General features: G+C 64.2%; 22 protein-coding genes. 10 read left to right on the plus strand and 12 right to left on the minus strand.

Annotated elements, in window-relative coordinates; translation table 11 throughout:
* The first annotated feature begins 2 nt into the window (after nt 1-2).
* Entirely contained in the window at nt 3-392 is a 390-nt protein-coding gene (locus ACCD03_RS13500) for an NUDIX hydrolase (protein WP_413411966.1), read from the plus strand.
* A 4-nt stretch (nt 393-396) separates the two neighbouring features.
* The gene (locus tag ACCD03_RS13505) at nt 397-720 is read left to right on the plus strand and encodes a low molecular weight protein tyrosine phosphatase family protein (RefSeq protein ID WP_413411967.1); all 324 of its coding nucleotides are present in this window, start codon (nt 397-399) and stop codon (nt 718-720) included.
* Nucleotides 721-736: 16 nt separating this feature from the next.
* Here the strand turns inward: ACCD03_RS13505 and ACCD03_RS13510 are convergent, their stop codons facing one another.
* A complete protein-coding gene (locus tag ACCD03_RS13510; protein WP_325651102.1) occupies nt 737-988 on the minus strand; it encodes a hypothetical protein in 252 nt (83 codons plus the stop codon).
* 340 nt (nt 989-1328) lie between these two features.
* Nucleotides 1329-1541, minus strand: a complete 213-nt coding sequence (rpsU, locus tag ACCD03_RS13515; RefSeq protein WP_003262970.1) for a 30S ribosomal protein S21 — start codon at nt 1539-1541, stop codon at nt 1329-1331.
* A 249-nt stretch (nt 1542-1790) separates the two neighbouring features.
* Here rpsU and ACCD03_RS13520 point away from each other — a divergent pair, with 249 nt between their 5' ends.
* A complete protein-coding gene (locus tag ACCD03_RS13520; protein ID WP_413411968.1) occupies nt 1791-2882 on the plus strand; it encodes a DNA topoisomerase IB in 1092 nt (363 codons plus the stop codon).
* 33 nt (nt 2883-2915) lie between these two features.
* On the opposite strand, the gene ACCD03_RS13525 is transcribed toward ACCD03_RS13520, so the two are convergent.
* From ACCD03_RS13525 to ACCD03_RS13535, 3 genes are read right to left on the minus strand one after another with little or no spacing between them, the layout of a single operon-like run.
* Nucleotides 2916-4460 (minus strand): efflux transporter outer membrane subunit, encoded by a 1545-nt coding sequence (locus ACCD03_RS13525; protein WP_413411969.1) that lies wholly within the window; start codon nt 4458-4460, stop codon nt 2916-2918.
* Nucleotides 4461-4462: 2 nt separating this feature from the next.
* Complete coding sequence (locus ACCD03_RS13530) at nt 4463-7615, minus strand: efflux RND transporter permease subunit (protein WP_253535918.1); 3153 nt, start codon at nt 7613-7615, stop codon at nt 4463-4465.
* A 15-nt stretch (nt 7616-7630) separates the two neighbouring features.
* On the minus strand, nt 7631-8902 hold the full coding sequence (locus ACCD03_RS13535) for an efflux RND transporter periplasmic adaptor subunit (RefSeq protein WP_045205104.1): 1272 nt from the start codon (nt 8900-8902) through the stop codon (nt 7631-7633).
* 569 nt (nt 8903-9471) lie between these two features.
* Here ACCD03_RS13535 and ACCD03_RS13540 point away from each other — a divergent pair.
* The 4 genes from ACCD03_RS13540 (at nt 9472) to ACCD03_RS13555 (ending at nt 13555) form a co-directional block, all read left to right on the plus strand.
* Nucleotides 9472-10143 (plus strand): TetR family transcriptional regulator, encoded by a 672-nt coding sequence (locus ACCD03_RS13540; RefSeq protein WP_045205105.1) that lies wholly within the window; start codon nt 9472-9474, stop codon nt 10141-10143.
* Nucleotides 10140-11033 (plus strand): patatin-like phospholipase family protein, encoded by an 894-nt coding sequence (locus tag ACCD03_RS13545; RefSeq protein WP_413411970.1) that lies wholly within the window; start codon nt 10140-10142, stop codon nt 11031-11033. Before ACCD03_RS13540 ends, ACCD03_RS13545 begins: the two co-directional genes overlap by 4 nt.
* 105 nt (nt 11034-11138) lie before the next feature.
* Nucleotides 11139-12563: a dihydrolipoyl dehydrogenase family protein gene (locus ACCD03_RS13550; protein ID WP_413411971.1), complete on the plus strand. Its 1425-nt coding sequence runs from the start codon at nt 11139-11141 to the stop codon at nt 12561-12563.
* 101 nt (nt 12564-12664) lie between these two features.
* Complete coding sequence (locus ACCD03_RS13555; protein ID WP_413411972.1) at nt 12665-13555, plus strand: DODA-type extradiol aromatic ring-opening family dioxygenase; 891 nt, start codon at nt 12665-12667, stop codon at nt 13553-13555.
* A 31-nt stretch (nt 13556-13586) separates the two neighbouring features.
* Here the strand turns inward: ACCD03_RS13555 and ACCD03_RS13560 are convergent, their stop codons facing one another.
* Nucleotides 13587-14615, minus strand: coding sequence for a D-2-hydroxyacid dehydrogenase family protein (locus ACCD03_RS13560; RefSeq protein ID WP_024977009.1), 1029 nt, complete (start codon nt 14613-14615; stop codon nt 13587-13589).
* Nucleotides 14616-15041: 426 nt separating this feature from the next.
* Between ACCD03_RS13560 and ACCD03_RS13565 the strand changes: the two genes are divergently transcribed.
* The 3 genes from ACCD03_RS13565 (at nt 15042) to ACCD03_RS13575 (ending at nt 19193) form a co-directional block, all read left to right on the plus strand.
* Nucleotides 15042-16910 (plus strand): phosphoenolpyruvate carboxykinase (GTP), encoded by a 1869-nt coding sequence (locus ACCD03_RS13565; protein WP_413411974.1) that lies wholly within the window; start codon nt 15042-15044, stop codon nt 16908-16910.
* A gap of 869 nt (nt 16911-17779) precedes the next feature.
* Nucleotides 17780-18622 (plus strand): winged helix-turn-helix domain-containing protein, encoded by an 843-nt coding sequence (locus ACCD03_RS13570; RefSeq protein ID WP_413411975.1) that lies wholly within the window; start codon nt 17780-17782, stop codon nt 18620-18622.
* 109 nt (nt 18623-18731) lie between these two features.
* The gene (locus ACCD03_RS13575) at nt 18732-19193 is read left to right on the plus strand and encodes a DUF3617 domain-containing protein (protein ID WP_413411976.1); all 462 of its coding nucleotides are present in this window, start codon (nt 18732-18734) and stop codon (nt 19191-19193) included.
* Nucleotides 19194-19262: 69 nt separating this feature from the next.
* On the opposite strand, the gene otnI is transcribed toward ACCD03_RS13575, so the two are convergent.
* The 6 genes from otnI to ACCD03_RS13605 all read right to left on the minus strand — a co-directional run bounded on the left by otnI (nt 19263) and on the right by ACCD03_RS13605 (nt 25058).
* Nucleotides 19263-20051 (minus strand): 2-oxo-tetronate isomerase, encoded by a 789-nt coding sequence (gene otnI, locus ACCD03_RS13580; protein WP_413411977.1) that lies wholly within the window; start codon nt 20049-20051, stop codon nt 19263-19265.
* Nucleotides 20052-20074: 23 nt separating this feature from the next.
* Nucleotides 20075-21400: an MFS transporter gene (locus tag ACCD03_RS13585; RefSeq protein ID WP_413411978.1), complete on the minus strand. Its 1326-nt coding sequence runs from the start codon at nt 21398-21400 to the stop codon at nt 20075-20077.
* Between the two features lie 63 nt (nt 21401-21463).
* Nucleotides 21464-22108, minus strand: coding sequence for an aldolase (locus tag ACCD03_RS13590; protein WP_413411980.1), 645 nt, complete (start codon nt 22106-22108; stop codon nt 21464-21466).
* On the minus strand, nt 22105-23418 hold the full coding sequence (otnK, locus tag ACCD03_RS13595; protein WP_413411982.1) for a 3-oxo-tetronate kinase: 1314 nt from the start codon (nt 23416-23418) through the stop codon (nt 22105-22107). The genes ACCD03_RS13590 and otnK overlap by 4 nt, the downstream gene beginning before the upstream one ends.
* The gene (ltnD, locus tag ACCD03_RS13600) at nt 23415-24326 is read right to left on the minus strand and encodes an L-threonate dehydrogenase (protein WP_253535910.1); all 912 of its coding nucleotides are present in this window, start codon (nt 24324-24326) and stop codon (nt 23415-23417) included. Before ltnD ends, otnK begins: the two co-directional genes overlap by 4 nt.
* Nucleotides 24327-24341: 15 nt before the next feature.
* On the minus strand, nt 24342-25058 hold the full coding sequence (locus tag ACCD03_RS13605) for a FadR/GntR family transcriptional regulator (protein ID WP_253535909.1): 717 nt from the start codon (nt 25056-25058) through the stop codon (nt 24342-24344).
* Between the last annotated feature and the right edge of the window lie 44 nt (nt 25059-25102).

Below are 25102 nucleotides of genomic sequence, written 5' to 3' on the forward strand. Positions count from 1 at the left end.
CCATGTCTGCTTACCCCGTCTCCATCAAGGGCGTCCTGCACGCGCCCACCGGCGAGATCGTCTTGCTGCTCAATGAGCGCGAAGAATGGGAGCTGCCCGGCGGCCGTATTGAACTCGGCGAATCCCCCGTCGAATGCCTTGCACGTGAGATTGCTGAAGAGCTGAACCTGCAGGTGGAGGTGCGCGCTCCGATCGACACGTATCTGTTTGAAGTCGTGCCGGGCAAGCATGTGTTCGTTGCTACGTATGCGTGCGCGCTGGTGGGCCCGTTTGAACCCATCGTCAGTCATGAGCACAAGCGCCTTGGGCTGTTTGCGCCTGATGTGTTGCCGGTGAATTTGCCGATGGGCTATCGGGCATCGATTGCGGCGACGCTGGAGGCGTCGGTTTAGCCCGATGCGTGTGCTCTTCATCTGCAGCCGCAATCGGCTGCGCAGCCCAACGGCGGAAGCGGTCTTCGCCAGGTGGCCAAACGTCGAGACAGATTCGGCGGGCTTGGCTCCCGACGCAGACGTGCAACTCGATGCCGATCAGCTCGACTGGGCTGAGGTGATTTTTGTCATGGAACGCAGCCACCAGCGACGCCTGTCCCAACGGTTTGGTTCGCGGTTACGCGGCAAGCGCGTGGTGTGTCTCGATATTTCCGACGACTACGTGTTCATGCAGCCGGAACTCGTCACCTTGCTGGAGAAACGGGGCGGTCCGTATCTGCGCAGTTGATTGGCAAGTAGACCGCTCAGTCCCGTCCCCAACGCCAGCGCGGCGGCTCGCCCTTCCACCAGCAAACCAGCACCAGCAGCGCTGTCACGCCCAGCACGTACAACGCAAAGCTCGACTGCGTGTGCCCTGGGTGCAACCCGACGATGCCCGCCGCCAGCAGTACGGCATAGATGGTGAGCACCACCCAGCCCTGCCAACGCGAAGGCAAGCCCCATCCCCAGCCGTAGCGCTTGGCCGGAAACCAGTACTCGTTGGAATTGGTAGGCATCGTTGTCTGAGAGCGCGCGTGCAAAGGACGCACGCCACTGTACTCCCACGCAGAATCGGCGCGACAAACGCCAACAGCCAGCCGGTCAATTACCGCTGGCGGATGTCGTTTGAAACAGGAAGGGCACGCGCTGAGCGCACCGAAGCGGCGGACAATGGCGCACAGGCCATCAACCGCATCTTGCTAGCTTCTGTATCGGGGAGTGGAGCGTTGGTTGAATCCGGAAAGGCTTCCGGTGCGCGCAAGGCGCTACAAGCCAAGCTCGGCGGAACGGAGGTCGATTGACTTCACACCGCCAGCGGCAGCACCCGATTGGTGCTACCGAAACAATCGCGCGATCTTAGTAGAGCTTCTTCGGCAGCATTTGCGAGCGCAGGCGTTTACGCGTACGCGACACGGCAGCAGCTTTCTTGCGCTTGCGCTCGGTCGTCGGCTTTTCGTAAGCGGTGCGGGCGCGCAGTTCCTTGATCAGGCCAGTGCGCTCGATTTCACGGCGGAAGCGGCGCAGCGCAACTTCGACCGGCTCGTTTTCTTTCAGACGGATGGTGGTCATCGGGTCCCTTGCTCAGTATTCGGATGGACGGCGAAACAGCGGATTATATACCGCCCAGAGGGCGTGCAGTGTAGTTGAATCTGTTTACCGATGCAAGGCACTTCCGATTGTGGCGGAAAGACCATTTCCTGCCGCAATTTTGTGCAGATGCGTGGTCTCGATACTACGCCATGGGGCGGCCAACCACCGGAATACGCACGGAAGAGGAACGCCGCTTGCTCAGAGCGAGCATCTCTCCTGATCTCTATCGTGGAACGCGTTCCCAAGTCTGCGCCTGCGTTGGTTGCCACGAGCGCACTGCCCGCTGCCGAAGCGCTGCCCGAACGGCTGCGCTATGTGGACGACACGCGTCCGGGCTACACCCGGCGCCGGCTGCGCGGCCGCTTCGTCTATTTCGATACGCGCGGCGAGCGCATCCGCGATCCCGCCGTCATTGCACGCATCAACAAACTGGCGATTCCGCCGGCCTACACCGACGTGTGGATCTGCCCACACGCGGGCGGCCATTTGCAGGCGACAGGGCGTGACGCGCGTGGGCGCAAGCAATATCGCTATCACGCCGACTGGCGCGCCTTTCGCGATGCCGACAAATACGGGCGGCTGCTGGCCTTCGGGGCAGCGCTGCCGCGCGTGCGTGATGCGATTACCGCCCACCTGGCGGCGCCGGGCCTATCGCGCGAGAAGATGCTTGCGACGGTGGTCTTTCTGCTGGACGTGACACTAGTGCGCGTGGGCAACGCAGCGTATGCACGCGACAACCGCTCCTATGGGCTCACGACGCTGCGCAATCGCCACGTGGAGGTGCACGGCAACACGGTGCGCTTTCAGTTTCGCGGTAAGAGTGGCGTGGAGCACGACGTGTCGGTATCGGACCCGCGCCTGGCTCGCATCATTCGGCGCTGCGTCGATCTCCCGGGGCAGGAGTTGTTCCAGTACATCGACGAAGCGGGTGAACGCCGCGTGGTTGATTCCACAGATGTGAATACATACTTACAAGAGATTACCGGCGCGGATTTCACGGCAAAGGACTACCGCACCTGGGCCGGCAGCGTGCTCGCGCTGGATCTGCTGCGCGGGCACACGTCGGCGAACGTTACCGAGGCGCGCCGGCAGGTGGTGGAAGCTGTTGCTGCCGTGGCCCAACGCCTGGGGAACACGCCGGCCGTCTGTCGCAAGTGCTATGTTCATCCGGCCGTGGTGGACGCCTTCCTGGCCGGCGAGCGGGAAGCACTTCCCCCAACCCGCGCGCGCAAGGGCCTGCGACGCGAAGAAGTGGCCCTGCTTCGATTTCTCGAACACACTGCCGGCGCAAAGGGCAAGGGCGAAAAAAAGCCCGCCTGAACAAGGCGGGCTTTCGAGCGAACAGACGCGAATTTACTTCGACTGCTGCGGCGTCATGTCCGGCGTGGCGGGTGCAACGCCCGGCGCAGCCGTCGGCTGAGCCTGCTGTGCGGCCACGGTGGTGCTGTGTTCCTGCAGACCGCCGCCCAACGCCGTGTACAGATCAATGGCGTTGGTCAGGCGCGCCAGGCGCGTCTGCACCAACGTCTGGTCGGCGCTGAACAGATCGCGCTGTGCGTCAAGCACGTCGAGGAAGCTCGACACGCCGTTGCGATAGCGCTGGTCAGACAGCGTCAGGCGATCGGCCGTCGCATCGCGGAAGCGCTTCTGCGCTGCCACCTGCTCTTCCAGCGTGCCGCGCGCCACGAGGGCGTCGGACACTTCGCGGAACGCGGTCTGGATCGTCTTCTCGTAGTTGGCAACCGCGATCTTCTGGTTGGTCTTGGTCAAGTCCAGGTTGAAGATGTTGGTGCCCCAGTTGAAGATCGGCAGCGTCAAGTTCGGCACGAACGACCACAGCCCCGTTCCGCTCTTGAAGAGATCGTGCAGCGCCGTGCTGGCCGTACCGATATTCGACGTCAGCCCAATGCTCGGGAAGAACGCCGCACGCGCCACGCCAATGTTGGCGTTGGCGGCAATCAGCTTCTGCTCGGCCTGACGAATATCGGGGCGCTGCTCCAGCAGCTCGGACGGCACACCGGGCGGAATGTCAGCGACGATCTTTTCCGACGACACCGTGGTCGGCGCGGGCAGGTCGGCCGGCAAGGGAGCGCCGACCAGCACCACCAGGGCGTTGGTCGCCTGCGCGTACTGGCGCGTGAGCTGAGCCACCGACACGCGGGCCGACTCCACCAGCGTCTCGGTCTGGCGTAGGTCCAGCGCCGACGAAGCGCCGACGTCAAACCGCTGCTTGGCGAGCTTGTAGTAATCCTCGCGGCCCTTCAGGGTCTGCTGCGCCAGGTCTAGCTGCTCGGCATAGGCGCGCTCGTTCAGGTAGGCCTTGGCGACCTGCGAGATCAGGCTGATCTGCGCGGCGCGCCGCCCCTCGTCCGTCGCCAGATAGCTCGCACGCGCAGACGACGTCACGTCGCCCACGCTGAACAGGTTCACCTGGTAGTTGCTGATGCCCACGCCAAGCTGGTACTGCTTGGTGTAGATGTCGCCGCCGGTTGTCGAGATCGACGGCGGCGTATGGCTGCGCGTGTACGTGGCAGACGCATTGACCGGCGGCAGCAGGTCGGCGATCTGCAGGCGGTACTGCGCACGCGCCGCCTCGACGTTGAGCATGGCCACGCGCAGGTCGCGGTTGTTCTCAAGCGCCAGGCCGATCAGTTTCTGCAAGCGCGCATCGGGGAAGAACTCGCGCCAGCCCAGTTCGGTCGCGCGGGGCGCGTTCTCGCCGGGCTTGGCGGAGTCTGCCGGCACGGCATAGCCAGCCGGTACCTGCGGATAGGCGCTCGTTACCGGAGCATTCGGGCGCTCATACGTCGGCGCCAGCGAGCAGCCGGACAGCACGCCCGCAGCCAGCAGGAGCGCCGGTAGCAGCGCAGGGGTTCGAAAGGTCATCGTTTTCTGCATGTTCAGATTTCCTCGTCCAGCGGACGGTGCGCAGCATCCAGGCGGCGTTGACGCTCGCTACCCTTGAAGATGCGGCGGACCACCACGAAGAACACAGGCACCAGCACCACGGCCAGCACCGTCGCGGTGATCATCCCGCCCATCACGCCGGTACCGATGGCGCGTTGGCTGGCAGAGCTGGCGCCGGTGGCAATCGCCAGCGGCAGCACACCCAGGATGAAGGCGAACGACGTCATGATGATCGGGCGGAACCGCAGGTGCACGGCTTCCAGCGTCGCGTCGATCAGGCTCTTGCCTTGCGCCTGCAAGTCCTTCGCAAACTCGATGATCAGAATTGCGTTCTTGGCGGACAAGCCCACCACCGCAATCAGGCCGACCTTGAAGTACACGTCATCGGGCATCGCGCGCAGGGTCACGCCCAGCAGTGCGCCAAGCACGCCCAGCGGCACCACCAGAATCACCGCCGCCGGGATCGACCAGCTTTCATACAGCGCCGCCAGCACCAGGAACACCGCCAGCAGCGACAGCGCATACAGCGCCGGCGCCTGCGAGCCCGAGGCCTTTTCCTGCAGCGACTGGCCCGTCCACTCGTAGCCGATACCAGCCGGCAGCTTGGCGGCCAGACGTTCCATCTCGGCCATGGCGTCGCCCGAGCTGGCACCCGGCGCGGCTGCACCCGAAAGGCGAACAGCCGGATAGCCGTTGTAGCGCACGAGCTGCACCGGGCCGACGATCCAATGGCCCTTCGCGAACGTCGACATCGGCACCATGTTGCCCTGCGCGTTGCGCACGTACAGGTTCATGATGTCTTCGGGCTGCATGCGGTTGATCTTGTCCGCTTGCACGATCACACGCTGCTGACGACCGTAGTTCGGGAAGTCGTTGGCGTACGCCGAACCCAGCGCCGTCGACAGCACGGCGTTGATGTCGGTGAACGACACACCCAGCGCATTGGCCTTCTCGCGATCGATATCCACTTGGTACTGCGGCGAATCTTCCAGACCTTCCGGGCGCATGCCAGTAATGATCTTGCTTTTCGCCGCCATCCCCATCAGTTGATTGCGAGCTGCAATCAGGGCGTCATGCCCCAGGCCAGCACGATCTTGCAGACGGAAGGTAAAGCCAGTGGCGTTGCCCAGTTCCGGAATCGGCGGCGGGTTCAGCGGGAACACGATCGCATCGCGAATACCACCGAACAGCGCACCAAAGGCACGGCCAGCCACGGCATCAGCGGTTTGATCCTTGCCCTTACGTTCGCTCCAGTCCTTGAACGGGGTGAATACGATACCGGCGTTCGGCCCGTTGCCCGAGAAGCTGAAACCCTGCACGGCCACGATGTTCTCGACCGCCTTTTCATGCTTGTAGTAGTTCTCGACCTGCTTGATCACTTCCAGCGTGCGGTTGGCCGATGCACCCGGCGGCAACTGAATGTTGGTCACGATGTAGCCCTGGTCTTCGGTCGGCAGGAACGAAGACGGCAGACGCAGGAACAGGAACACCACCGCAACGATCAGCGCAACGTAGATGACCATGTAGCGGAAGGTCTTCTTGAGCATGCGCTCCACGAAGCTTTGGTAGCGGTTCGTGGTGGTACTGAACATGCGGTTGAACCAGCCGAAGAAGCCCTTCTTCTCGTGGTGCGAACCCTTCTCGATCGGCTTGAGCAGCGTCGAGCACAGTGCCGGCGTGAGCGTCAGCGCCATGAGTGCCGAGAAGAAGATCGACGACACCATCGACAACGAGAACTGGCGATAGATCGCGCCCACCGAGCCCGAGAAGAACGCCATCGGGATGAACACGGCCATCAGCACCAGCGTAATACCGATGATGGCGCCCGTGATCTGGCCCATGGCCTTGCGAGTGGCTTCGCGCGGCGGCAGGCCTTCTTCGGCCATGATCCGCTCGACGTTCTCCACCACCACAATGGCATCGTCAACGAGGATACCGATGGCCAGCACCAGGCCGAACATCGTCAGCACGTTGATCGAGAAACCCATCGCGTTCATGGTGGCGAACGCGCCCAAGAGCGAGATCGGCACCACGATCGACGGCACCAGCGTGTAGCGGATGTTCTGCAGGAACAGCAGCATCACCAGGAACACCAGCGCCATGGCTTCGAACAGCGTCTTGACCACTTCCTCGATCGAGATCTGGACGAACTTGGAGGTGTCGTACGGCACCTTGTATTCCACGCCCGCCGGGAAGTACTTCGAGAGTTCCTCCAGCTTGGCCTTCACGGCCTTGGCCGTACCCAGCGCGTTACCCGTGGGCGAGAGCTGCACGCCAATGGCCGAGATCGGCTGGCCGTTGATCCGCGCAGACGTCGAGTAGGTCTGGCCACCCAATTCAAGGCGTGCAACGTCCTTCACGCGCACCAGCGAGCCATCGGGCTTGGACACCAGCACGATGTTGCCGAACTGCTCGGTGGTCGTGAGCTGGCCTTCCACCACGACCGTTGCCGCGAGCGGCTGATCGGAGACAGACGGCAGATCGCCGATCGTGCCGGCCGAGACCAGCGCGTTCTGGGCGCGGATGGCGTTGTAGACGTCCGTGGGCGTCAGCTTGTAGCCGACCAGCTTGGCCGGATCGACCCAGACGCGCATGGCGCGTTCCGTACCGAAAAGGATGGCCTGGCCCACACCCGGCACGCGCTTGATTTCATTTAGCACGTTGCGCGAGATGTAGTCACCCAGTGCCACCGGGTCCATCTTGCCGTCGGTGGATGCCAGCGTGGCAAACAGCAGGAAGTTCGAGCGGGCCTTGTCGACCTGCACACCCTGCTGCGTCACCGCAGATGGCAACCGCGCTTCCACGCGCTTCAAGCGGTTCTGCACGTCCACCTGCGCCAGCGCCGGATCAGTACCGGCCTTGAACGTCACGGTGATCTGCGCCTGGCCGTTACCGCCCTGGCTGACCGACTCCATATAGAGCAGGCCGTCCGCACCGTTCATTTCCTGCTCAATGATGCTGGTGACGGATTCGTCCAGCGTCTTCGCGTTTGCGCCCGGGTACGTGGCCGTAATGATGACGGACGGCGGCGCGATGGTCGGGTACTGCGAGATCGGCAGCTGGGTGATCGAGATCGCCCCAGCAAGGATGATGAACAGCGCGAGCACCCAGGCAAAGACCGGGCGATCGATAAAAAACTTTGCCATGCGATGGCTCCTTGTTTACTGCTTGGCTGCCGGTGCGCTGGCAGCGGGAGTGCTTGCAGCAGGGGCGCTGGCCGCCGGTGCGGGTGCGGCGCCGCCACCCTGGCCGCCCTGACCTTGCGGGCCCTTGCCCTGGCCTGCCGCCATCGGCTGCCACGGCACAGCCTTGACCGGCGCGCCCGGATGGACCTTCTGCAGACCGTCGACGATCACCTTGTCGCCTGCCTTCAGGCCGCTGGAAACGATCCATTCCGTACCGGTCGAGCGATCGGCCTGGACTTGGCGCACGGCTGCCATGCCCTTCTCATCAACCACCATGACCGAGGCGCCGTCTGGGCTGCGCGTCACCGCTTGCTGCGGCACCGTGATCGCCTGCTCGTCCACGGCCTGCTCCAGGCGGGCACGCACGTACATGCCCGGCAGCAGCGTGCGGTCGGCGTTCGGAACAATCGCGCGCAGCGTGATCGTGCCCGTGGCCGGGTCCACCGTCAGGTCGGAGAAATACAGCTTGCCCGGTTGGGCATAAGCGCGGCCGTCTTCCGTCACGAGCGTGACCTTGGCGGCGTCACCACCGGCCTTGGCCAGCTTGCCGTCCTTAAGCGCTTGCTGCAGACGCAGCACTTCGGTGCTCGACTGGGTGAAGGTCAGATAGATCGGGTCGATTTGTTGCACGGTCGTCAGCAGCGTCGCCTCGCCCTGGCCCACCAGCGCGCCTTCGGTGACCTGCGCCAAACCGGCACGGCCGGAGATGGGCGAAGTCACGCTGGCGTAGCCGACGTTCAGCTTGGCGGTTTCCACGGCAGCGCGGGCGGCGGCCACGTCAGCGGTGGCTTGCTTGGCGGCGGCGGTGGCGTCGTCGTAGTCCTGCTTGCTGATGGCGTTGGTGGCAACCAGCGGCTTATAGCGCTCCGCCTTCAGTTGCGCCTGCGTTTGCGTGGCTTCCGAACGCGCCAGCTGCGCCTTGGCGCTGTCGAGCGACGCCTTGTACTGCGCCGGATCAATCTGGAACAACTGCTGGCCGGCCTTCACGTCACTGCCTTCAGCGTAGGTGCGCTTGAGTACGATGCCCGCGACCCGTGCTCGCACCTGTGCCACACGCGTGGCCTCCAGGCGGCCCGGCAACTCGCTGGTCAGACCAACGGAGTGCGGCTGCACGGTCACAACACCGACTTCGGTCGGAGGCATGCCGGCGCCGCCCGGCCCTTGTGCCTGCTTGTTGCCGCAGGCTGCAAGTGCCACCACCATGAATGCGGCGGCAGCGAGTTGGTGATAACGGCGGGTGTTCGTCATAGATGACCCCATGTGGCGATAAGCGGAATGCCGGGTGCCGCCACGCCGCGCAAACGAGTGCGACGCCGGCAAACCGTCAGCGAAACCAAAAAAACACAAAACGAAAACGTCCGATGCTAGCTGCATCTCGCGGCATGCGATATGGCCTTTGCGACGAACTCGCAACAACTCGGACCAGAATGCTAAGACGCGGGAGCGATCGGCAGTCGATCTCCGACCTGGCCACCGACAGACGCAAAGTCGGCCCCAGACCACGTGCCCGGGATGGATGTGGCGCATACGGCCATGGGCAAGCGACGGAGTGCGCGCTATTATAGATACGTTCGCGTATGTATGTAAGTCACGCCATTGAACAATAGGGACTCCGTTGACACCTTTCCGGAGTTCGTAGCAATGACGGCAATCAAACGAACATGCCGCAGATACCGCGCTGCGACAAGCATTGTCAGCCAACGGACCCGCTACCGCGTTGTGCGAAGCGCAATGGTGCGTTGCCGGAAATTGTGCGCCGCACAAAAGCCAATCGAAAGAACGCCGGCCGAGGTGACACGGCGTTCCTCTGGAAGATCATGGTTAGACGAACGAAGGAAGAAGCACTGGAAACACGTAACCGCATCCTGGATGCGGCGGAAGACGTGTTCTATGCGCGCGGCGTGGCACGCACATCGTTATCGGATATCGCGCAGGCCGCAGGCGTTACGCGCGGCGCCATCTACTGGCACTTCCGCAACAAGACCGACGTATTTGCCGCCATGTGCGAGCGCGTGAAACTGCCCATGGAGACCATGTGCACCCCGCTCGGGGTGGAAGCCGATGATCCGCTCGGCGAATTGCGCACGGTGGGCAACTTCCTGCTGCGGCAACTCGTGGAAGATGCGCACTGGCGCAAGGTCTTCGAGATCATGTTCAACAAGTGCGAGTTCGTGGAGGACACGAGCCCCATCCTCAAGCGCCAACAAGAATCGTTTGAAGAAGGCATGACCCACCTGACGAGCATCATCGAGCAGGCGACGCGACGCGGGCAGTTGCCGGCCGACCTCGACATCCCGCTGGCCGTGGCGCATTTCCATGCCACCTTCAACGGCATCATGGGTGATTACCTTTTCTACCCGGACGCCTCCAGCCTCGCCACCAAGCGCGAGCGCCTGCTGGATGCGTGCATTGACACCCTCAAATACGCGCCGTCGCTGCGGCTGGAGCCGGCGCCGCCCACTGCGGCCCACGCCGGGGCCTCGGCATGAACATGCCCGAGTTCGACCAGATGGTCTTTGCCGGCGGCGGCAACCGATGCTGGTGGCAGGCTGGATGGTGGGACGTCGTGCAGCCTGAACTGGGCTTGGCGCCACGCGTGATTGCCGGCATCTCGGCCGGCGCATCGACGGCGTGCATGCTGCATGCATGGAATTCAGCCGAGCTGATGGATTACTACGGCGAAGCCCTGCGCCAGAACACCCGCAACGCCCATTGGGGCAACCTGCTGCGCGGTGAGCGCGTGTTTCCGCATTACGGCATGTACCGCACGGCGCTGCTGACGGTGTTCGGCGAGGGCCGCTTCGGGCGGCTGGCACAGGCGCCCGAGATCCGCATCGGCGTGGCGCACATCCCGCGCTGGCTGGGCGCACGGTCGGCGGTGGCGGCGGGGCTGATTGCCTACAACATCGAAAAGCACGTCCGCAAGACGCTGCACCCGACGCTGGGCAAACGCCTCGGCTTTACGCCGGAAATCGTGCGCGCGCAGGATTGCGCCACACCTGAGGAACTTGCAGATCTTCTGCTGCAATCGGCCTCCACCCCGCCGTTCACGCCGGTGCTGCGGCGCAAGGGGCGGCCGGTGCTCGATGGCGGCATGGTCGACAACGTGCCCGTGCACGCGCTGGACGCCACGCCTGGCGACGCGCTGGTGCTGGTCACGCGCCTGTACCCGCGGCCAACGTATTTCCGCATGGATGTGCCCGTGGCCGGCGGCGTGCAGCGCCGCTTTTACGTGCAGCCTTCCCGCAAGGTTCCCATTTCAAGCTGGGATTACACCCGCCCGGGCGCCATGCGCGACGCCTATGCGCTCGGCCGTCATGACGGCGAAACCTTCCTGCGCGAACTTCCACGCGGGTTTGCCACGGCGGTGGCTGCGTAGCCACCTCCTCTAAAACAGGCGGCGGGCGCGCCGCTTGCTGCACATGGCGCGCCCGCCGGCGTGCCACCGAGGTCGTCCGGCCGATGCTTCTTCGACGGACACCTCATGCCCGCAAACCCTGCACATGCGTTTGACCTGATCGTAATCGGCGCCGGTTCGGCCGGGCTCGCGGCTGCGCGCCGGTCTGCGCAACTGGGGGCACGAACGCTGCTGATCGACAGCGCGCAAGTGGGTGGCACCTGCGTCAACCGCGGATGCGTGCCCAAGAAACTGCTCGGCTACGGCGCCGCCTGGTCGCAGACGACGGTTCGGTGTTTGCGCGCCGCGCATGCCGCGGATGCCTGGGCCGACGCCATCGCCCGCACGCGTGCCGAGGTCGCGCGGCTGCACGAAGCGCATTTCGCCCACTTGGCCGAGGCGGGCGTGCAATGGCTGAGCGGCGCCGCATCCCTGCGCGGCCGCGGCATCGTGCGGCTGCAAACCGATACCGGCAAGACTACGCTGCGCGCGCGCCAAATCGTGCTGGCTGCCGGCGCCCGCCCCACACCGCTTCCCACACCCGGCGCGGACCTGGCTTGCACCTCCGACGACGTATTCGGCTGGGACACGCTGCCCGCATCGCTCATCATCGTGGGCGGCGGCGTCATCGCGGTGGAAATGGCGTCCACGCTGGCGCGCTTCGGCGTGCGGGTGACCGTGCTGACGCGCGATGCGCGCGTGCTGCCTGAATTTGATGCCACGGTGGCCGAGGCCGCCGCGCAGTCGCTGGCCGGCTGCGGCGTCGAGCTGATCCCGAACGCCGATGTTGTCCGCGTCGAACGCGATGCCGTGAATGGCGGCGGCGTGGCCGTCTACGCGAGCATCGACGGCAGCGACGTTCCCCGCGCGCTACGCGCCCAGCGAGTGTTAAGCGCCATCGGCCGAACGCCGAACATCGCGGGCCTTGGCCTGGACGCGGCCGGAGTCACGCTCGATACGCACGGACGCATTGCGGTCGACCGCCATTTCCGCACGCGCGCACGCGGCGTGCATGCCGTGGGCGACATCTGCGGCGCCAGCCGTCTGCAATTGACGCCCGTGGCCGCCGCGCAAGGCCGCTACGTGGCCGAACGCTTATTCGGCAAAGGCACCAAGCTGCCCGACATGGACACCGTGCCAATGGCTGTGTTTTGCGATCCGGCCATCGCAAGCGTGGGCCTGACCGAAGCCGAGGCGCGCACGCGCTGGCCCGAACTGGGCAAACGCGGGCCGGACACCGACAAACGCGCCTTGGCAGATCGCATCGACGTGGTGGTCCGCCGCTTCGTCTCGCTGGAGCAGCGTTTTGCAGGCTCAGGCATGGAATCGCTGATCAAGCTGGTGTGCAATGCGCGCAGCGGACGCGTGCTGGGCGCTCACATCGTCGACAACGCCGCGCCAGAGATCATCCAGGCGCTGGCGGTGGCCGTGCGCATGGGCGTCCGGCTCAAGCACCTGCATACGACCGTCGGCCTGCACCCAACGGTGGCAGAGGAATTGCTGAGCATGTAAGCGCACTCGTTCAATTTTCCTGATCCCGGTCTGCAAATCCATGCACGTTACTGGTGCTGGGTCGGCGCAGAATAGGAAATATATTCTTCAGGAAATTTGACATGCTCCCCGTGCTTTATCTGTCCCATGGGTCGCCCATGCTGGCGGCCGATCCGGGCCCTGTCGGCAAGATGCTGGCGGCGCTCGGGCAAGAAATGGCCGCCCTCAAGCCGCGCGCCATCGTTGTGGTTTCGCCGCATTGGATGACTCGCCGGCCGACCGTCACCGCCCGCGCCCAGCAGGAAGCGTGGCACGACTTCGGCGGTTTCCCGCCGCAACTGTACGCCCTGGAATACGCGCCGCCGGGGGCGCCTGACTTGGCCGAACGCATCCGTGCGCTGATCGACGGCAACATCGTCCCCGGGCTGGAGGAACAGGCCTCCACCGTGCTGGACCCGCGCCAGCCGCTGGACCACGGCGCCTGGATGCCCCTGATGCTGATGTTTCCCGAGGCGAAGATTCCCGTGGTGCAGGTGTCGTTGATGCCGGGCCTGTCACCGGCTTGCCAGATGGCAATGGGGCGCACGCTCGCGCCGCTGCGCGACGAAGGCGTGCTGATCGTCGGTTCCGGCAGCTTCACGCACAACTTGCGCGCGCTGATGCGCGGCCCCGACATGGCGCAGCATGGCGTGCCGGCCGAGCCTTGGGTGACGGCGTTCCGCGAGTGGATGATCGAGTCAATGACCGAGGGCATCCGCAGCGGTGATTTCACCCAGTTCTGCGATTACCGCGCGCAAGCCCCGAACGCCGCCCACGCCCACCCGACCGACGAACACCTCATGCCGCTGTACGTGGCACTGGGCGCCGCGATGGGCCAGCCGAGCCAAGCCACGCCGGGCGGCGTGCAGGCTCAGCACGTGGTCGATACGGTGACGTACGGGGCACTGGCGATGGACAGCTTCCGGTTTGACGGCGCCGGCGCCAACCAACCGCAGCTGCGTGCCGCGGCTTGATTGACCAAAAACGGCGGACAGAACGCTGGCGTTATGCGCGGATCAGCGCTGGCGCGAGCGCCGTCGGATTGACCACGCTGTCGACGTTACCCTGCAGGACATCGAGGATGTTCTGGAACGCGATGCTGAAGTACAGCTCGTAACCTTCGCGTTCGACGTAGCCGATGTGCGGCGTGCAGATGCAGTTCTCCATGCGCAGCAGGGTGTGGCCCTGCAGGATGGGTTCCGTTTCAAACACGTCGATGGCAGCCATGCCCGGACGCCCACGATTGAGCGACGTCACCAAGCCGTTTTCTTCCACCAATTCAGCGCGACTCGTGTTGACGAAGAGGGCGGTCGGCTTCATTCGCGTGAGGTCGGCCACCGTCACGATGCCACGCGTTTCGTCGTTCAGCCGCAGATGGACGGACAGCACGTCGGACTGCTCGAACAGCGCATCCTTCGATTCCGCTACGGCAAAGCCGTCGGCGCGTGCGCGTTCCTGTGAGCCCTCGCGGCCCCACACCAGCACGTTCATGCCGAAGGCGCGGCCGTAGCCGGCCACGAGCTGGCCGATCTTGCCGTAGCCGAAGATGCCCAGCGTTTGGCCCTTCAGGACGCGGCCGATGCCAAAGTTGGGCGGCATCGTGGTGGATTTCAGCCCCGACTGTTGCCACGCGCCGTGCTTGAGGCTCGCAACGTATTGCGGAATGCGACGCTGAGCAGCCATCACCAGCGCCCAGGTCAGTTCAGCCGGCGCCACCGGCGAGCCCTTGCCCTCCAGCACCACAACGCCCTTGTCGGTACAGGCATCCAGATCAATATGGCTGCCCGAATCGCGCGACACCCGGCCAGTCTGGCTGATGATCTTGAGTTTGGGCAGGCGGTCGAGCAGCTGACGCGTTATGCGTGTGCGCTCCCGGATCAGCACGATGGCTTCAACGTCCGCCACGCGTGCGGCCAATTGCCCCACACCCTTGACGGTATTGTTGAACACTTTGACTTCGTGGTCCTGCATCAGGCTGAAGCAATCCAGCTTGCGAACAGCGTCTTGGTAGTCGTCCAGTACGGCAATCTTCATCGACATCTCACTTCGAACAATGGTGCGCAGCAAAAAACAGCGATCCCTCGCGGTGGTATTCTTCCCATCCCTCGTCGCACGACAATCTGTGTCGACGTTTGGAATTGCCCGCCGCGGGCACGCAATTTGCGCTGCCCCGCTGGTGACGAGTCCTTGTTCTATGGTCTGTTGACCTCGGTCCCGCCACTTTAGCGCACGCGGCCCCCGCTGCCCGGAAAAACCCACGTTCCGCCAGCGCACCGCTTTGTAACTGAATGTGAAACCAGCACGGCTACCGTCCCTCCGCCTGCCTCACCTCCCCCTCTGGAAATCGCTGATCCGGCCTGCTCATGATGCGCCGTCGATCGCTTTCCAACCCGCCGCTGGGCGTGGCCACCGTGCTGATCCGCCACCGATTTCTTTCTCACTTTCATTGGAGTTTTGGTCATGAATCAACCCGTGATGCAGGGCGTGCCTGCATTGAACGTGCCCGATTACGTGAAACATCCGCGCCTCGTCGCGTGGGTGGGCGAGGTGGCAGCACTCACCAAGCCGGAGCGCATTGTTTGGTGCGATGGTTCGCAAGAGGAATACGACCGCCTGTGCGCCGAAATGGTGGCCGCCGGCACGATGAAGCAGCTCAACCCGGCCAAGCGCAAGAACTCTTACCTGGCACTGTCGGACCCTTCGGACGTGGCGCGCGTGGAAGACCGCACCTTCATCTGCTCGCAGAAGAAGGAAGATGCCGGCCCCACCAACAACTGGACGGCCCCGGCCGAGATGCGCCAGACGCTGAACGGCCTGTTTGACGGCAGCATGCGCGGCCGCACGCTGTACGTCGTGCCGTTCTCGATGGGCCCGCTGGGCTCGCCGATCGCGCACATCGGCGTGGAGCTGTCGGACAGCCCGTACGTGGCCGTCAACATGCGCATCATGACCCGCATGGGTCGCGCGGTGTACGACGTGCTTGGCACCGACGGCGATTTCGTGCCGTGCGTGCACACCGTCGGCAAGCCGCTCGCCGCCGGCGAGAAGGACGTGCCGTGGCCGTGCAACCCGACCAAGTACATCGTGCATTTCCCGGAAACGCGCGAAATCTGGTCGTTCGGCTCGGGCTACGGCGGCAACGCGCTGCTGGGCAAGAAATGCTTCGCCCTGCGGATCGCCTCGACCATGGGCCGAGATCAGGGCTGGCTGGCCGAGCACATGCTGATCCTGGGCGTGACGTCACCGGAAGGCAAGACGTATCACGTGGCGGCGGCTTTCCCGTCGGCCTGCGGCAAGACCAACTTTGCAATGCTGATCCCGCCCGCAGGTCTGAACGGCTGGAAGGTGACGACCATCGGCGACGACATCGCCTGGATCAAGCCCCGCAAGGACGCCGCCGGCAAGACCCGCCTGTACGCCATCAACCCGGAAGCCGGCTACTTTGGCGTGGCCCCGGGCACCAGCGAGAAGACCAACTTCAACGCGATGGCCACGCTCAAAGAGAACGTCATCTTCACCAACGTTGCGCTCACGGACGACGGCGATGTGTGGTGGGAAGGCATGACCGACACGCCGCCCGCCCACCTGATCGACTGGCAAGGCCAGGACTGGACACCCGAGACCGCCAAGGAAACCGGCCGCAAGGCAGCGCATCCGAACGCGCGTTTCACCGCGCCGGCAGCACAATGCCCCTCGATTGATCCGGAATGGGACAACCCGGCAGGCGTACCCATTGATGCGTTCATCTTCGGCGGGCGCCGCTCGACCACGGTGCCGCTCGTGACCGAAGCGCGCGACTGGACCGAAGGCGTGTACATGGCTGCCACGATGGGCTCGGAAACCACTGCCGCCGCTGCTGGCCAGCAAGGCGTGGTGCGCCGCGACCCATTCGCCATGCTGCCGTTCTGCGGCTACAACATGGCCGACTACTTTGCGCACTGGCTGAACCTGGGCGAGAAGCTGGCCGAAAGTGGCGCCACGCTGCCGAAGATCTTCTGCGTCAACTGGTTCCGCAAGGACGAGAACGGCAAGTTCGTGTGGCCCGGTTTTGGCGAAAACATGCGTGTGCTCAAGTGGATGATCGATCGCATCGAAGGCCACGCGCAGGGCGATGAGCACGCCTTTGGTGTATCGCCGCGCTACGAAGAACTGAGCTGGGACGGGCTGGACTTCACGGCCGAGCAGTTCGCCAAGGTGATCTCGCTGGACGCGGACGCCTGGACGCAGGAACTGGCCCTGCACGACGAATTGTTCACGAAACTGGCACACGGTCTGCCGCAAGCGCTGCCCGACGCCAAGACCCGCCTGGAAGAACGCCTGCAGGGCTAACGCCCGCCACCGCCTCGACACTAGGACAAGAAGCCCGCCTCGCGCGGGCTTTTTTTGTGTCTGCCCGAAGAAGGTTGCTCAAACAACGAGCAGTAATCCTAAAGTTTTAAATCGCGCGAATTACCCCTGCCAACAAAACAGATCAATTGATTTTTAGGAAATCGAATTGCTTTGTAAAAAATACCTGCCCACACATGAGATTGGTGATTATGCCGGCGCGAGCATAATCGTCATGCATTTATGCCAAGCTTGAATCATTACACGCATGGTATCGGCCAAGAACGTTGCCTGGCATAGCTTTATGAAGAATGCATGTCAACCGCGCCACCCCAATGCGTGTCGAATTGAATGAATTTCCAAATTTTAAAATTCCTGCGTGACGAATCCCTACGGGATTCTTATAATCCGGCAAAACGGAATCCCTTTTCTCTGAGCCAGAAGGGGGGTTCATGACTAGAGGAAACGGGAGAGGGCTAACAAGCCTTATGCCAACGGAGGTGGGGGATCCCTACTTCACCGGCGCTCGGGGGGGCGCCGGCTCGGATTGCGCGCACGCAACGCCGCAAACTATGCAAACGATTGCATGGTTCGGCACGCTGCGGCAGGCACCGAGGGGCTTGCAGACCTTTCTCAGGACCACCCTGGACACCACACCCAGGAGGCTCCGCTGGCGATCGTCGACGGGAATAGCAACATGACGATCCGCACAAGGCCGACGGCCGGACAACAGCGCCCGCAAGAAATGACATGCGAGCACACGCGCAATTGCCCGCATGGCACTCATAACAACGCGCACCGCAGACAGCAGAGCGCAGCCGCGAGGCTGCTCGCCGGAGTGTGTCGGCTGGTTAGACGGGAGGTATCACAAAGTGGGTATTCAGATCTTGCTGGTCGAACAAGACCAGGCAGAGGGGGAGCGTCTGTCGTTTTCCCTGCGTGATGGTGGACACGACGTTCAACGGGTCAGCCATCCGGGCCAGGCGCAGGCAGCCATCCTGGCCGCCATGCCTGAGTTGCTCCTGATGGAGTGGACATGGCCCGAGCGGGAGTCGATCGACATGCTGCTGGCGTTGCGCGCCAACATGCAGACGCGCGGTCTGCCGGTCATCGTGCTGTCCCGTCATGGCGATGCGCGTGCCAAGATTGCCGCGCTCGACGCCGGTGCCGACGACTACGTCGTCAAACCGTGCGACACGGGCGAGCTGCATGCCCGCATTCGCGCCGTACTGCGCCGCCGCGCGCCGCATCAGCACGGCGACGACATCCTGCAGGTCAACGGCCTGCGCCTCGATCCGCTCACACTGGGCGTGACTGCGCAAACCGACACCGGCCCGCGCGCCATTCCGCTCAGTCCGCTCGAATTCCGCCTGCTGCACTTTCTCGTCGCGCATCCGCAACGCGTGCACTCGCGCACACAACTGCTGGACCGCGTATGGGGCAACCACGTCTTCGTGGGTGAGCGCACGGTGGATGTGCACGTGCGCAAGCTGCGCGTGGCGCTGGCAGGCACGCCCTGCGATGGCCTGATCCAGACCGTGCGCGGTGGCGGCTATCGCCTCGTGGTCGGCACCAGCGGCGCAACGGCCGCATATGCTGCCGACGCGATCGGCATGCAATTGGAAGCCGCAAGCCGCAAGGCTGAACTGCCATCGTACGGTCATATGCCGACGTCGCGTTCGCTGGCCAAGGAACCGGTACGCCTGGGCGCCTGAGCCCGGGGCCGATTCGCGCCCGCGTCACTCATCCCTGACGACCATTCCGTCGCCGCGCATGCCGCGCGGCGGCGGGATGGTTGCGTCATCCCCCATCAAGGAATCGAACATGAAGCTGCGGTGCAGCGGTGTGCTGCTGGCTGGACTGGCGCTGTGCGCGCACGCGCAGGAAGTCACGCCGGGCCTATGGGAAAGCACGACGAGCGTAACGCTGAACGGCAAGCCGTTGCCGCACTTTGACGAGCAAGGCCGTCAAGTGCCAAGCCGCCCCGAACGCGGCTGCCTGAGCGCGAACGATGCCGGCGATGTGCGCGCCATGTTCGAGCGCTCCATCCAGCGCGACCAGCAAGGCTGCAAGCTCACGCGCTGGAACTACACGCTGGGCAAGCTCAAGGTCACGCTGTCGTGCGAAGACCCACAGGGCGGCAAGGGCGTGCTCGAAGCCAGCGGCCCGCTTACGCCCACGTCGTACAACATCAGCGGCAATGGCCAGTATCAGCATCCGCAGTTCGGGCCGATGAAGAGCGGCTTTCACTACCAGGGGCACTACCTCGGCGCCTGCAAGTCGTAAGCGGTGCCCCAAAAGACAACGGCCGGACTGCGCGTGCGGCTCCGGCCGTTTTGTTTGAAGCAATGCCGATCAGCGTTGGCCTTCTCGCCAGCGTTTAAGCCAGCCGAGCCCTTCGCTCGTACCGGCACGCGGCCGATATTCGCAGCCGACCCAGCCGTCATAGCCGAGCGTATCCAGCAATGCAAAGAGGTGCGGATAGTTCAGCTCGCCTTCGTCCGGTTCGTGGCGATCGGGCACGCCGGCAATCTGCACGTGACCCACACCATCGACGTACTGCTTGAGCTTGACCGACAGATCGCCCTCCATGATCTGCGCGTGGTACAGGTCGAACTGCACCTTGACGTTGGTCGCGCCGACTTCCTTGCACACCGCATGTGCCTGCGCCTGGTGCGTGAGGAAAAAGCCCGGCATGTCGCGCGTGTTGATCGGTTCCAGCACGATGGTGACGCCCGCGCCGGCAGCCTCGCGCGCAGCGTAGGCGACGTTGCTCACGTAGGTAGCGTGATGTCGTGCGCGGTCTGCACCTGCGGGTAGCAGGCCGGCCATCACGTGCAGGCGCGTATTGCCCAGCACCTGCGCATACTCCAGCGCTGTCGCAATGCCGCGCTTGAATTCCTCTTCGCGACCGGGCAGCGAGGCGATGCCGCGCTCGCCGCCAGCCCAGTCGCCCGGCGGAGCATTGAACAGTGCTTGCGTGAGGCCAGCGTCGTCAAGACGGGCGCGGATATCCGCCTTGTCGAAGTCGTAGGGAAATAGGAACTCCACGCCCTCGAAGCCATCCTTTGCCGCAGCGGCAAAGCGGTCGAGGAACGCGTGCTCCTGGTACATCATGGACAGGTTGGCGGCAAAGCGCGGCATGGCAGACCTCTGAATACGATTGCTTATTTATTGACCAACTTCGACGGCGTGCGCAACACGGCAATGCAGCCGAGCACCAGCACGCCCGCCAACGCATACATGCCGGCGGATGTGCTGCCCGTCATGTCCTTGAGCGCACCGATCATATAGGGGCTCACAAAGCCGGCCAAGTTGCCGACCGAGTTGATGGCGGCAATGCCGGCAGCGGCAGCCGTGCCTTGCAGGAAAGCCGTCGGCAGGGACCAGAAAAGCGGCGCGCACGTCAGCACACCCGCAGCTGCCAATGACAGGAACACGATCGACAGGGCTACGTTGTGCCCAGCCGTGGCCACCACGGCAAAACCGACTGCGCCCATCAGCGCCGGCACAACCAGGTGCCAGCGACGCTCGCGGCGTGCATCGGCGCTGCGGCCGATCAGCACCATGGTGATCGCCGCACATACGTACGGGATGGCGGAGAGCACGCCCACCATGAAGGTGTCTTTCACACCGGCGTTCTTCACCAGCGTCGGCATCCAGAACGTCAGCCCGTACTGGCCCATGACGAAGGTGAAGTAGATCAGGCTCATCATCCACACGCGCGGATCGGAGAACACCTTGCCGATGCCGTGGTGCTCGGTCTTGCCTTTGTTGTCTGCAGCAATGTTGGCTTCGAGAATCTGCTTCTCGTCTTCCGACAACCACTTGGCTTTGCGGATGCTGTCATCGAACTTCCACAGCACCAGCAAGCCGACCAGCACGGCAGGAATGGCTTCGATCACGAACATCCACTGCCAGCCCTGCCAGCCGCCGCCGACGCCCGTCCCGTGGAAGGCGCTCATGATCCAGCCCGACAGCGGATTGCCGAAGATGCCCGAGATGGGGATGGCCGCCATGAACATCGCCACAATGCGCGCGCGGCGATGCGACGGATACCAGTACGTCAGATACAAGATGACGCCGGGGTAGAAGCCCGCTTCGGCCAAACCCAGCAGGAACCGCATCACGTAGAACTGGGTGGGCGTCTGCACGAATGCGAATGCGCCCGAGATCAAACCCCATGTGATCATGATTCGCGCGATCCAGATGCGCGCGCCGATCTTGTTCATCAGCAGATTGCTCGGCACCTCGAAGAGGAAGTAACCGATGAAGAAGATGCCGGCTCCCAGCCCGTAGACCGTCTCGGAAAAATTCAGCGCCTGCGACATCTGCAGCTTCGCAAAGCCGACGTTCACACGGTCGAGGTACGCGACCACGTAGCAAAGCATGATGAGCGGGACGATGCGGCGCGACACGCGCGCATAAACGCTGTCCTCTTTTGAAACGGCGTGCGAAGGCAACGCCGCCGTGGTGGCGGTCGAGGTGTTCATGTGGTCTCCGGTATAGGTTTTATGTGGGCCGTGCAGCGGGCGCTACCGATTTGCTATCGGTTGCTACCAACGAGCCCCGAACGTCTGGCGCAGCTCGTCGATCTGCGCGTCGGACAGCGGTGCAGGCTTGGGTTCGGTCATCAACCAAAGCCGTGCGGTTTCTTCCAGTTCTTCCAGCGCGTAGGCTGCATTCGACACCGAGCCGTGCCATACCACGGGCCCGAGTCGATCGAGCAGCACGGCGCGCACGTCATTGGCCAGCGCAGCAATCTGCGAAGCCACATCCGCATGCCCCGGGCGCTGATACGTGATGAGCGGTACGTGGCCGACCTTCATCACGTAGTACGGCGTGATGGGCGGCAGCACATCGGCTTCGTTCCAGACGCCGGCAAGCGTGAGCGCCACAAGATGCGTCGAATGCGTGTGCACCACGGCATGCGCGTCGGCATTGCGGTCGTAGATGCCGCGATGCAGAGCGAGCGTTTTCGAAGGCTTGTCGCCGCCAACCCACTCGCCCGTCGCCAGCACCTTGGCGATACGCGCCGGGTCCAGCGTGCCAAGGCAGGCATCGGTTGGCGTGATAAGCCAGCCGTCAGGCAGGCGTGCGCTGATGTTGCCTGCCGTGCCGACGGTGTAACCACGCGCATACAGGCTCTGCCCGACACGGGCGATCTCTTCACGCAGCGCTGTTTCGGTGGACGCACTCATACCGCCGCCTCCGCTGTAGCCTGCGCCAGTTGCGCAAGCGCCTTCTCGAAGAAATCCACCGTCCCGAAGTTGCCCGACTTCAATGCCAGTGCAACCGGATCGTTGTCGATCGTGGCTGTCCAGGGCACGCCTGGGTCGATCTGCGGGCCGATGCGCAGCGCGCGCACGTCGAGCGCCTGCACCACCGCGCCCGATGTTTCACCACCGGCTACCACGAAGCGGCGCACGCCATCGGCATGCAGCGTGCGAGCGATGCGGCCCAGTGCATCTTCAACCAGCTTGCCGGCGCGCTCCACACCCAGCGTTTGCTGCACGTGGGCGACTTGCTCGGGCGCGCTGGTGGCGTAAACCAGAACCGTCTGACCGGCATGGCGGTGCACGAAATCGAGCGCGTCGACCATCACCGGTTTGCCTTCGGCCAGCGCCAGCGGATCAATCTGGAACGCCGGGCGCGATGCACGCCAATGCGCCACCTGTGCGTTCGTCGCACGTGAGCAGCTGCCCGACAGCACGATCGCCGAATCGGCTACCGCCGGCAGTTGCGCCGCGTTGCCATGTTCGGTGATCAACCCCGCCCGGCGGTATTGCGCGGGCAAGCCAAGCGCCAGGCCCGAGCCGCCCGTGAGCAGGGGCAGGTCGGCAAACGCCTCGCCCAGCACAATCAGGTCATCGTTGGAAATGGCATCGGCAATCGCCAGCTTCACGCCATCGGCGCGCAGTTGCTGGGCCTGATCGCGAGCGGCCTGGGCGCCGCGCATGATGGTGTCGTAACGCAGCAGGCCGACCTTGCCCGCGCTCTGGCGCGCGAGCACCCGCACGAGGTTCGGATCGCGCATCGGCGTGAGCGGATGGTGCTCCATGCCCGACGCGTTGAGCAGCACGTCGCCCACGAACAGATGGCCCCGGAAGATCGTGCGGCCGTTCTCGGGAAACGCAGGGCAGGCCAACGTGAAATCGGTGCCCAGTTCGGCCATCAATGCCTCTGCCACGGGGCCGATGTTGCCGTCGTCGGTGGAATCAAAGGTCGAGCAGTATTTGAAGAAGAAGCGCGAGCAGCCTTGCGCACCCAGCCAGCGCAGTGCGCTCAATGACTGCGCCACGGCATCGGCCGCCGGAATCGTGCGCGACTTGAGTGCCACGACAATGGCATCGGCATCCGCAGCGATGGCTTCCTCACCTGCCGGCGGCACACCGATGGTCTGCACGGTGCGCATGCCGGCACGCACGAGCATGTTGGCAAGGTCGGTCGCACCGGTGAAGTCATCGGCGATGCAGCCGAGGACCGGGCGGGGCGTGGGCGCTGCGCTCATTTCGACTGGCCCTCCGGCAGCGTGATCCCCGGGAAGATCTTGATCACGGCGGAATCATCTTCCCGGGCGTAGCCGGCGGTCGACGCCTGCATGAACATCTGATGGGCAGTAGCCGCCAGCGGCAGCGGGAACTTGGTCGCGCGCGCGGTATCGAGCACGAGCCCCAGGTCCTTGACGAAGATGTCGACGGCGGACAGCGGCGTGTAGTCGCCGGCCAGCACGTGGGCCATGCGGTTTTCGAACATCCAGCTGTTGCCCGCGCTATGGGTGATGACTTCATACAGCGCATCCGCCGCCACACCTTCGCGCAGGCCCAGGGCCATGGCTTCCGCAGCCGCTGCAATGTGCACGCCGGCCAGCAACTGATTGATGATCTTGACCTTGCTGCCCGCGCCGGCCTTGTCGCCAAGGCGATAGACCTTGCCGGCCATGGCGTCGAGCACATGGCCCGCCGCCGCATACGCCTCGGGCGTGGCCGAGGTCATCATGGTCATCTGGCCCGACGCGGCCTTGGCAGCGCCACCCGAGATCGGGCCATCCACATACAGGATGCCCTGCTGCGCGAGGCGTGCCTCCAGCGCGATGGACCAGTTCGGATCCACCGTCGAGCACATGACGAAGGTGCCGCCCGGCCGCATGGCGCCCGCTGCGCCGGTCTCGCCGAACAGCACGGCCTCGGTCTGCGCGGCGTTGACCACCACCGAGACCACCACATCCACACCCGCCGCAACGTCAGCGGGCGTTGCGCAGGCCACACCGCCTTCCTTGGCGAAATCCGCAGCGGCACCCGGGCGCGCGTCGCAGGCATGCACGGTGTAGCCGTGATTGCGCAGGGTCTTGGCAATGCCCAAGCCCATGGCGCCGAGTCCGATCACGCCAACCTTACGGTCAGCCGCCGTTTGCGTCATGAATTGCTCCTGAAATCAGTCTTGCGCCGTATCGCGGCCCTCGGCCAGGCGACGTGCGGCATTGAACATGTGGGTCTGCGCGGCATTGCGCGCAGCAAGTGCGTCGCGGTGGCGAATGGCCTCGACCATCGCGCGGTGTTCGTCGCGGACCTGGCGTGCAAAGTCTTCGCGGCGCGCTTCGTTGCTGCGCGTCACACCAATCGCTTCTTCCAGGTATTGGCTGAAAAAGCCGAGTGCCTGCACCAGAAACGGATTGCCGCTGGCGGCGGCGATGGCGTGGTGAAAGCGCAGGTCTTCGGTCACGCCGTCACCGCCCGCTGCCACTGCGGCGTCGATGCTGTCGAGTGCGGCGTCGATCTCGATCATCTCGGCATCGGTGCGGCGCTGGGCGGCCAGGGCGGCGCCCTCGGCCTCCAGGGCGCGGCGCAGTTCGATGATGTGCAGCACGGCATCGATCGAGCCGGCCTGGGCCGCGTCGATACGCAAGGGCTTGAGACCCGCCTGCTGCGTGACGTACACGCCGCTGCCCTGGCGCGCTTCGACCACGCCTTCGTGGCGCAGACGTGAGATGGCTTCGCGGATCACGGTGCGGCTCACGCCGAATTCTTGTCCGAGCACGGTTTCGGACGGCATGCGTTCGCCGCGGCGCAGTTCCCCGGCGTCGATCTTGTCCATCAGGGTCTGGGCCACGCGGTCGGACAGGGAAGGCGTGGCGTCGAGTCGTTCAAACATGGTGGCAGGGATGTCTTGGCAAGCGTAAATTCGTCGTGTCATCA

Origin of the sequence: Ralstonia sp. Ralssp135 (assembly GCF_047304345.1) — a bacterium.
Lineage (GTDB): Bacteria > Pseudomonadota > Gammaproteobacteria > Burkholderiales > Burkholderiaceae > Ralstonia > Ralstonia chuxiongensis.

What these genes read in the sequence shown, in the direction of transcription:
- ACCD03_RS13555 (WP_413411972.1), top strand. Translation starts at nt 12,665, where the DNA reads ATGCTCCCCGTGCTTTATCTGTCCCATGGGTCGCCCATGCTGGCGGCC.
- rpsU (WP_003262970.1), bottom strand. Translation starts at nt 1,541, where the DNA reads ATGACCACCATCCGTCTGAAAGAAAACGAGCCGGTCGAAGTTGCGCTG.
- ACCD03_RS13575 (WP_413411976.1), top strand. Translation starts at nt 18,732, where the DNA reads ATGAAGCTGCGGTGCAGCGGTGTGCTGCTGGCTGGACTGGCGCTGTGC.
- ACCD03_RS13535 (WP_045205104.1), bottom strand. Translation starts at nt 8,902, where the DNA reads ATGACGAACACCCGCCGTTATCACCAACTCGCTGCCGCCGCATTCATG.
- otnI (WP_413411977.1), bottom strand. Translation starts at nt 20,051, where the DNA reads ATGCCGCGCTTTGCCGCCAACCTGTCCATGATGTACCAGGAGCACGCG.
- otnK (WP_413411982.1), bottom strand. Translation starts at nt 23,418, where the DNA reads ATGAGCGCAGCGCCCACGCCCCGCCCGGTCCTCGGCTGCATCGCCGAT.
- ACCD03_RS13540 (WP_045205105.1), top strand. Translation starts at nt 9,472, where the DNA reads ATGGTTAGACGAACGAAGGAAGAAGCACTGGAAACACGTAACCGCATC.
- ACCD03_RS13530 (WP_253535918.1), bottom strand. Translation starts at nt 7,615, where the DNA reads ATGGCAAAGTTTTTTATCGATCGCCCGGTCTTTGCCTGGGTGCTCGCG.
- ACCD03_RS13500 (WP_413411966.1), top strand. Translation starts at nt 3, where the DNA reads ATGTCTGCTTACCCCGTCTCCATCAAGGGCGTCCTGCACGCGCCCACC.
- ACCD03_RS13605 (WP_253535909.1), bottom strand. Translation starts at nt 25,058, where the DNA reads ATGTTTGAACGACTCGACGCCACGCCTTCCCTGTCCGACCGCGTGGCC.
- ACCD03_RS13565 (WP_413411974.1), top strand. Translation starts at nt 15,042, where the DNA reads ATGAATCAACCCGTGATGCAGGGCGTGCCTGCATTGAACGTGCCCGAT.
- ACCD03_RS13525 (WP_413411969.1), bottom strand. Translation starts at nt 4,460, where the DNA reads ATGCAGAAAACGATGACCTTTCGAACCCCTGCGCTGCTACCGGCGCTC.
- ACCD03_RS13550 (WP_413411971.1), top strand. Translation starts at nt 11,139, where the DNA reads ATGCCCGCAAACCCTGCACATGCGTTTGACCTGATCGTAATCGGCGCC.
- ACCD03_RS13510 (WP_325651102.1), bottom strand. Translation starts at nt 988, where the DNA reads ATGCCTACCAATTCCAACGAGTACTGGTTTCCGGCCAAGCGCTACGGC.
- ltnD (WP_253535910.1), bottom strand. Translation starts at nt 24,326, where the DNA reads ATGACGCAAACGGCGGCTGACCGTAAGGTTGGCGTGATCGGACTCGGC.
- ACCD03_RS13590 (WP_413411980.1), bottom strand. Translation starts at nt 22,108, where the DNA reads ATGAGTGCGTCCACCGAAACAGCGCTGCGTGAAGAGATCGCCCGTGTC.
- ACCD03_RS13560 (WP_024977009.1), bottom strand. Translation starts at nt 14,615, where the DNA reads ATGAAGATTGCCGTACTGGACGACTACCAAGACGCTGTTCGCAAGCTG.
- ACCD03_RS13585 (WP_413411978.1), bottom strand. Translation starts at nt 21,400, where the DNA reads ATGAACACCTCGACCGCCACCACGGCGGCGTTGCCTTCGCACGCCGTT.
- ACCD03_RS13505 (WP_413411967.1), top strand. Translation starts at nt 397, where the DNA reads ATGCGTGTGCTCTTCATCTGCAGCCGCAATCGGCTGCGCAGCCCAACG.
- ACCD03_RS13545 (WP_413411970.1), top strand. Translation starts at nt 10,140, where the DNA reads ATGAACATGCCCGAGTTCGACCAGATGGTCTTTGCCGGCGGCGGCAAC.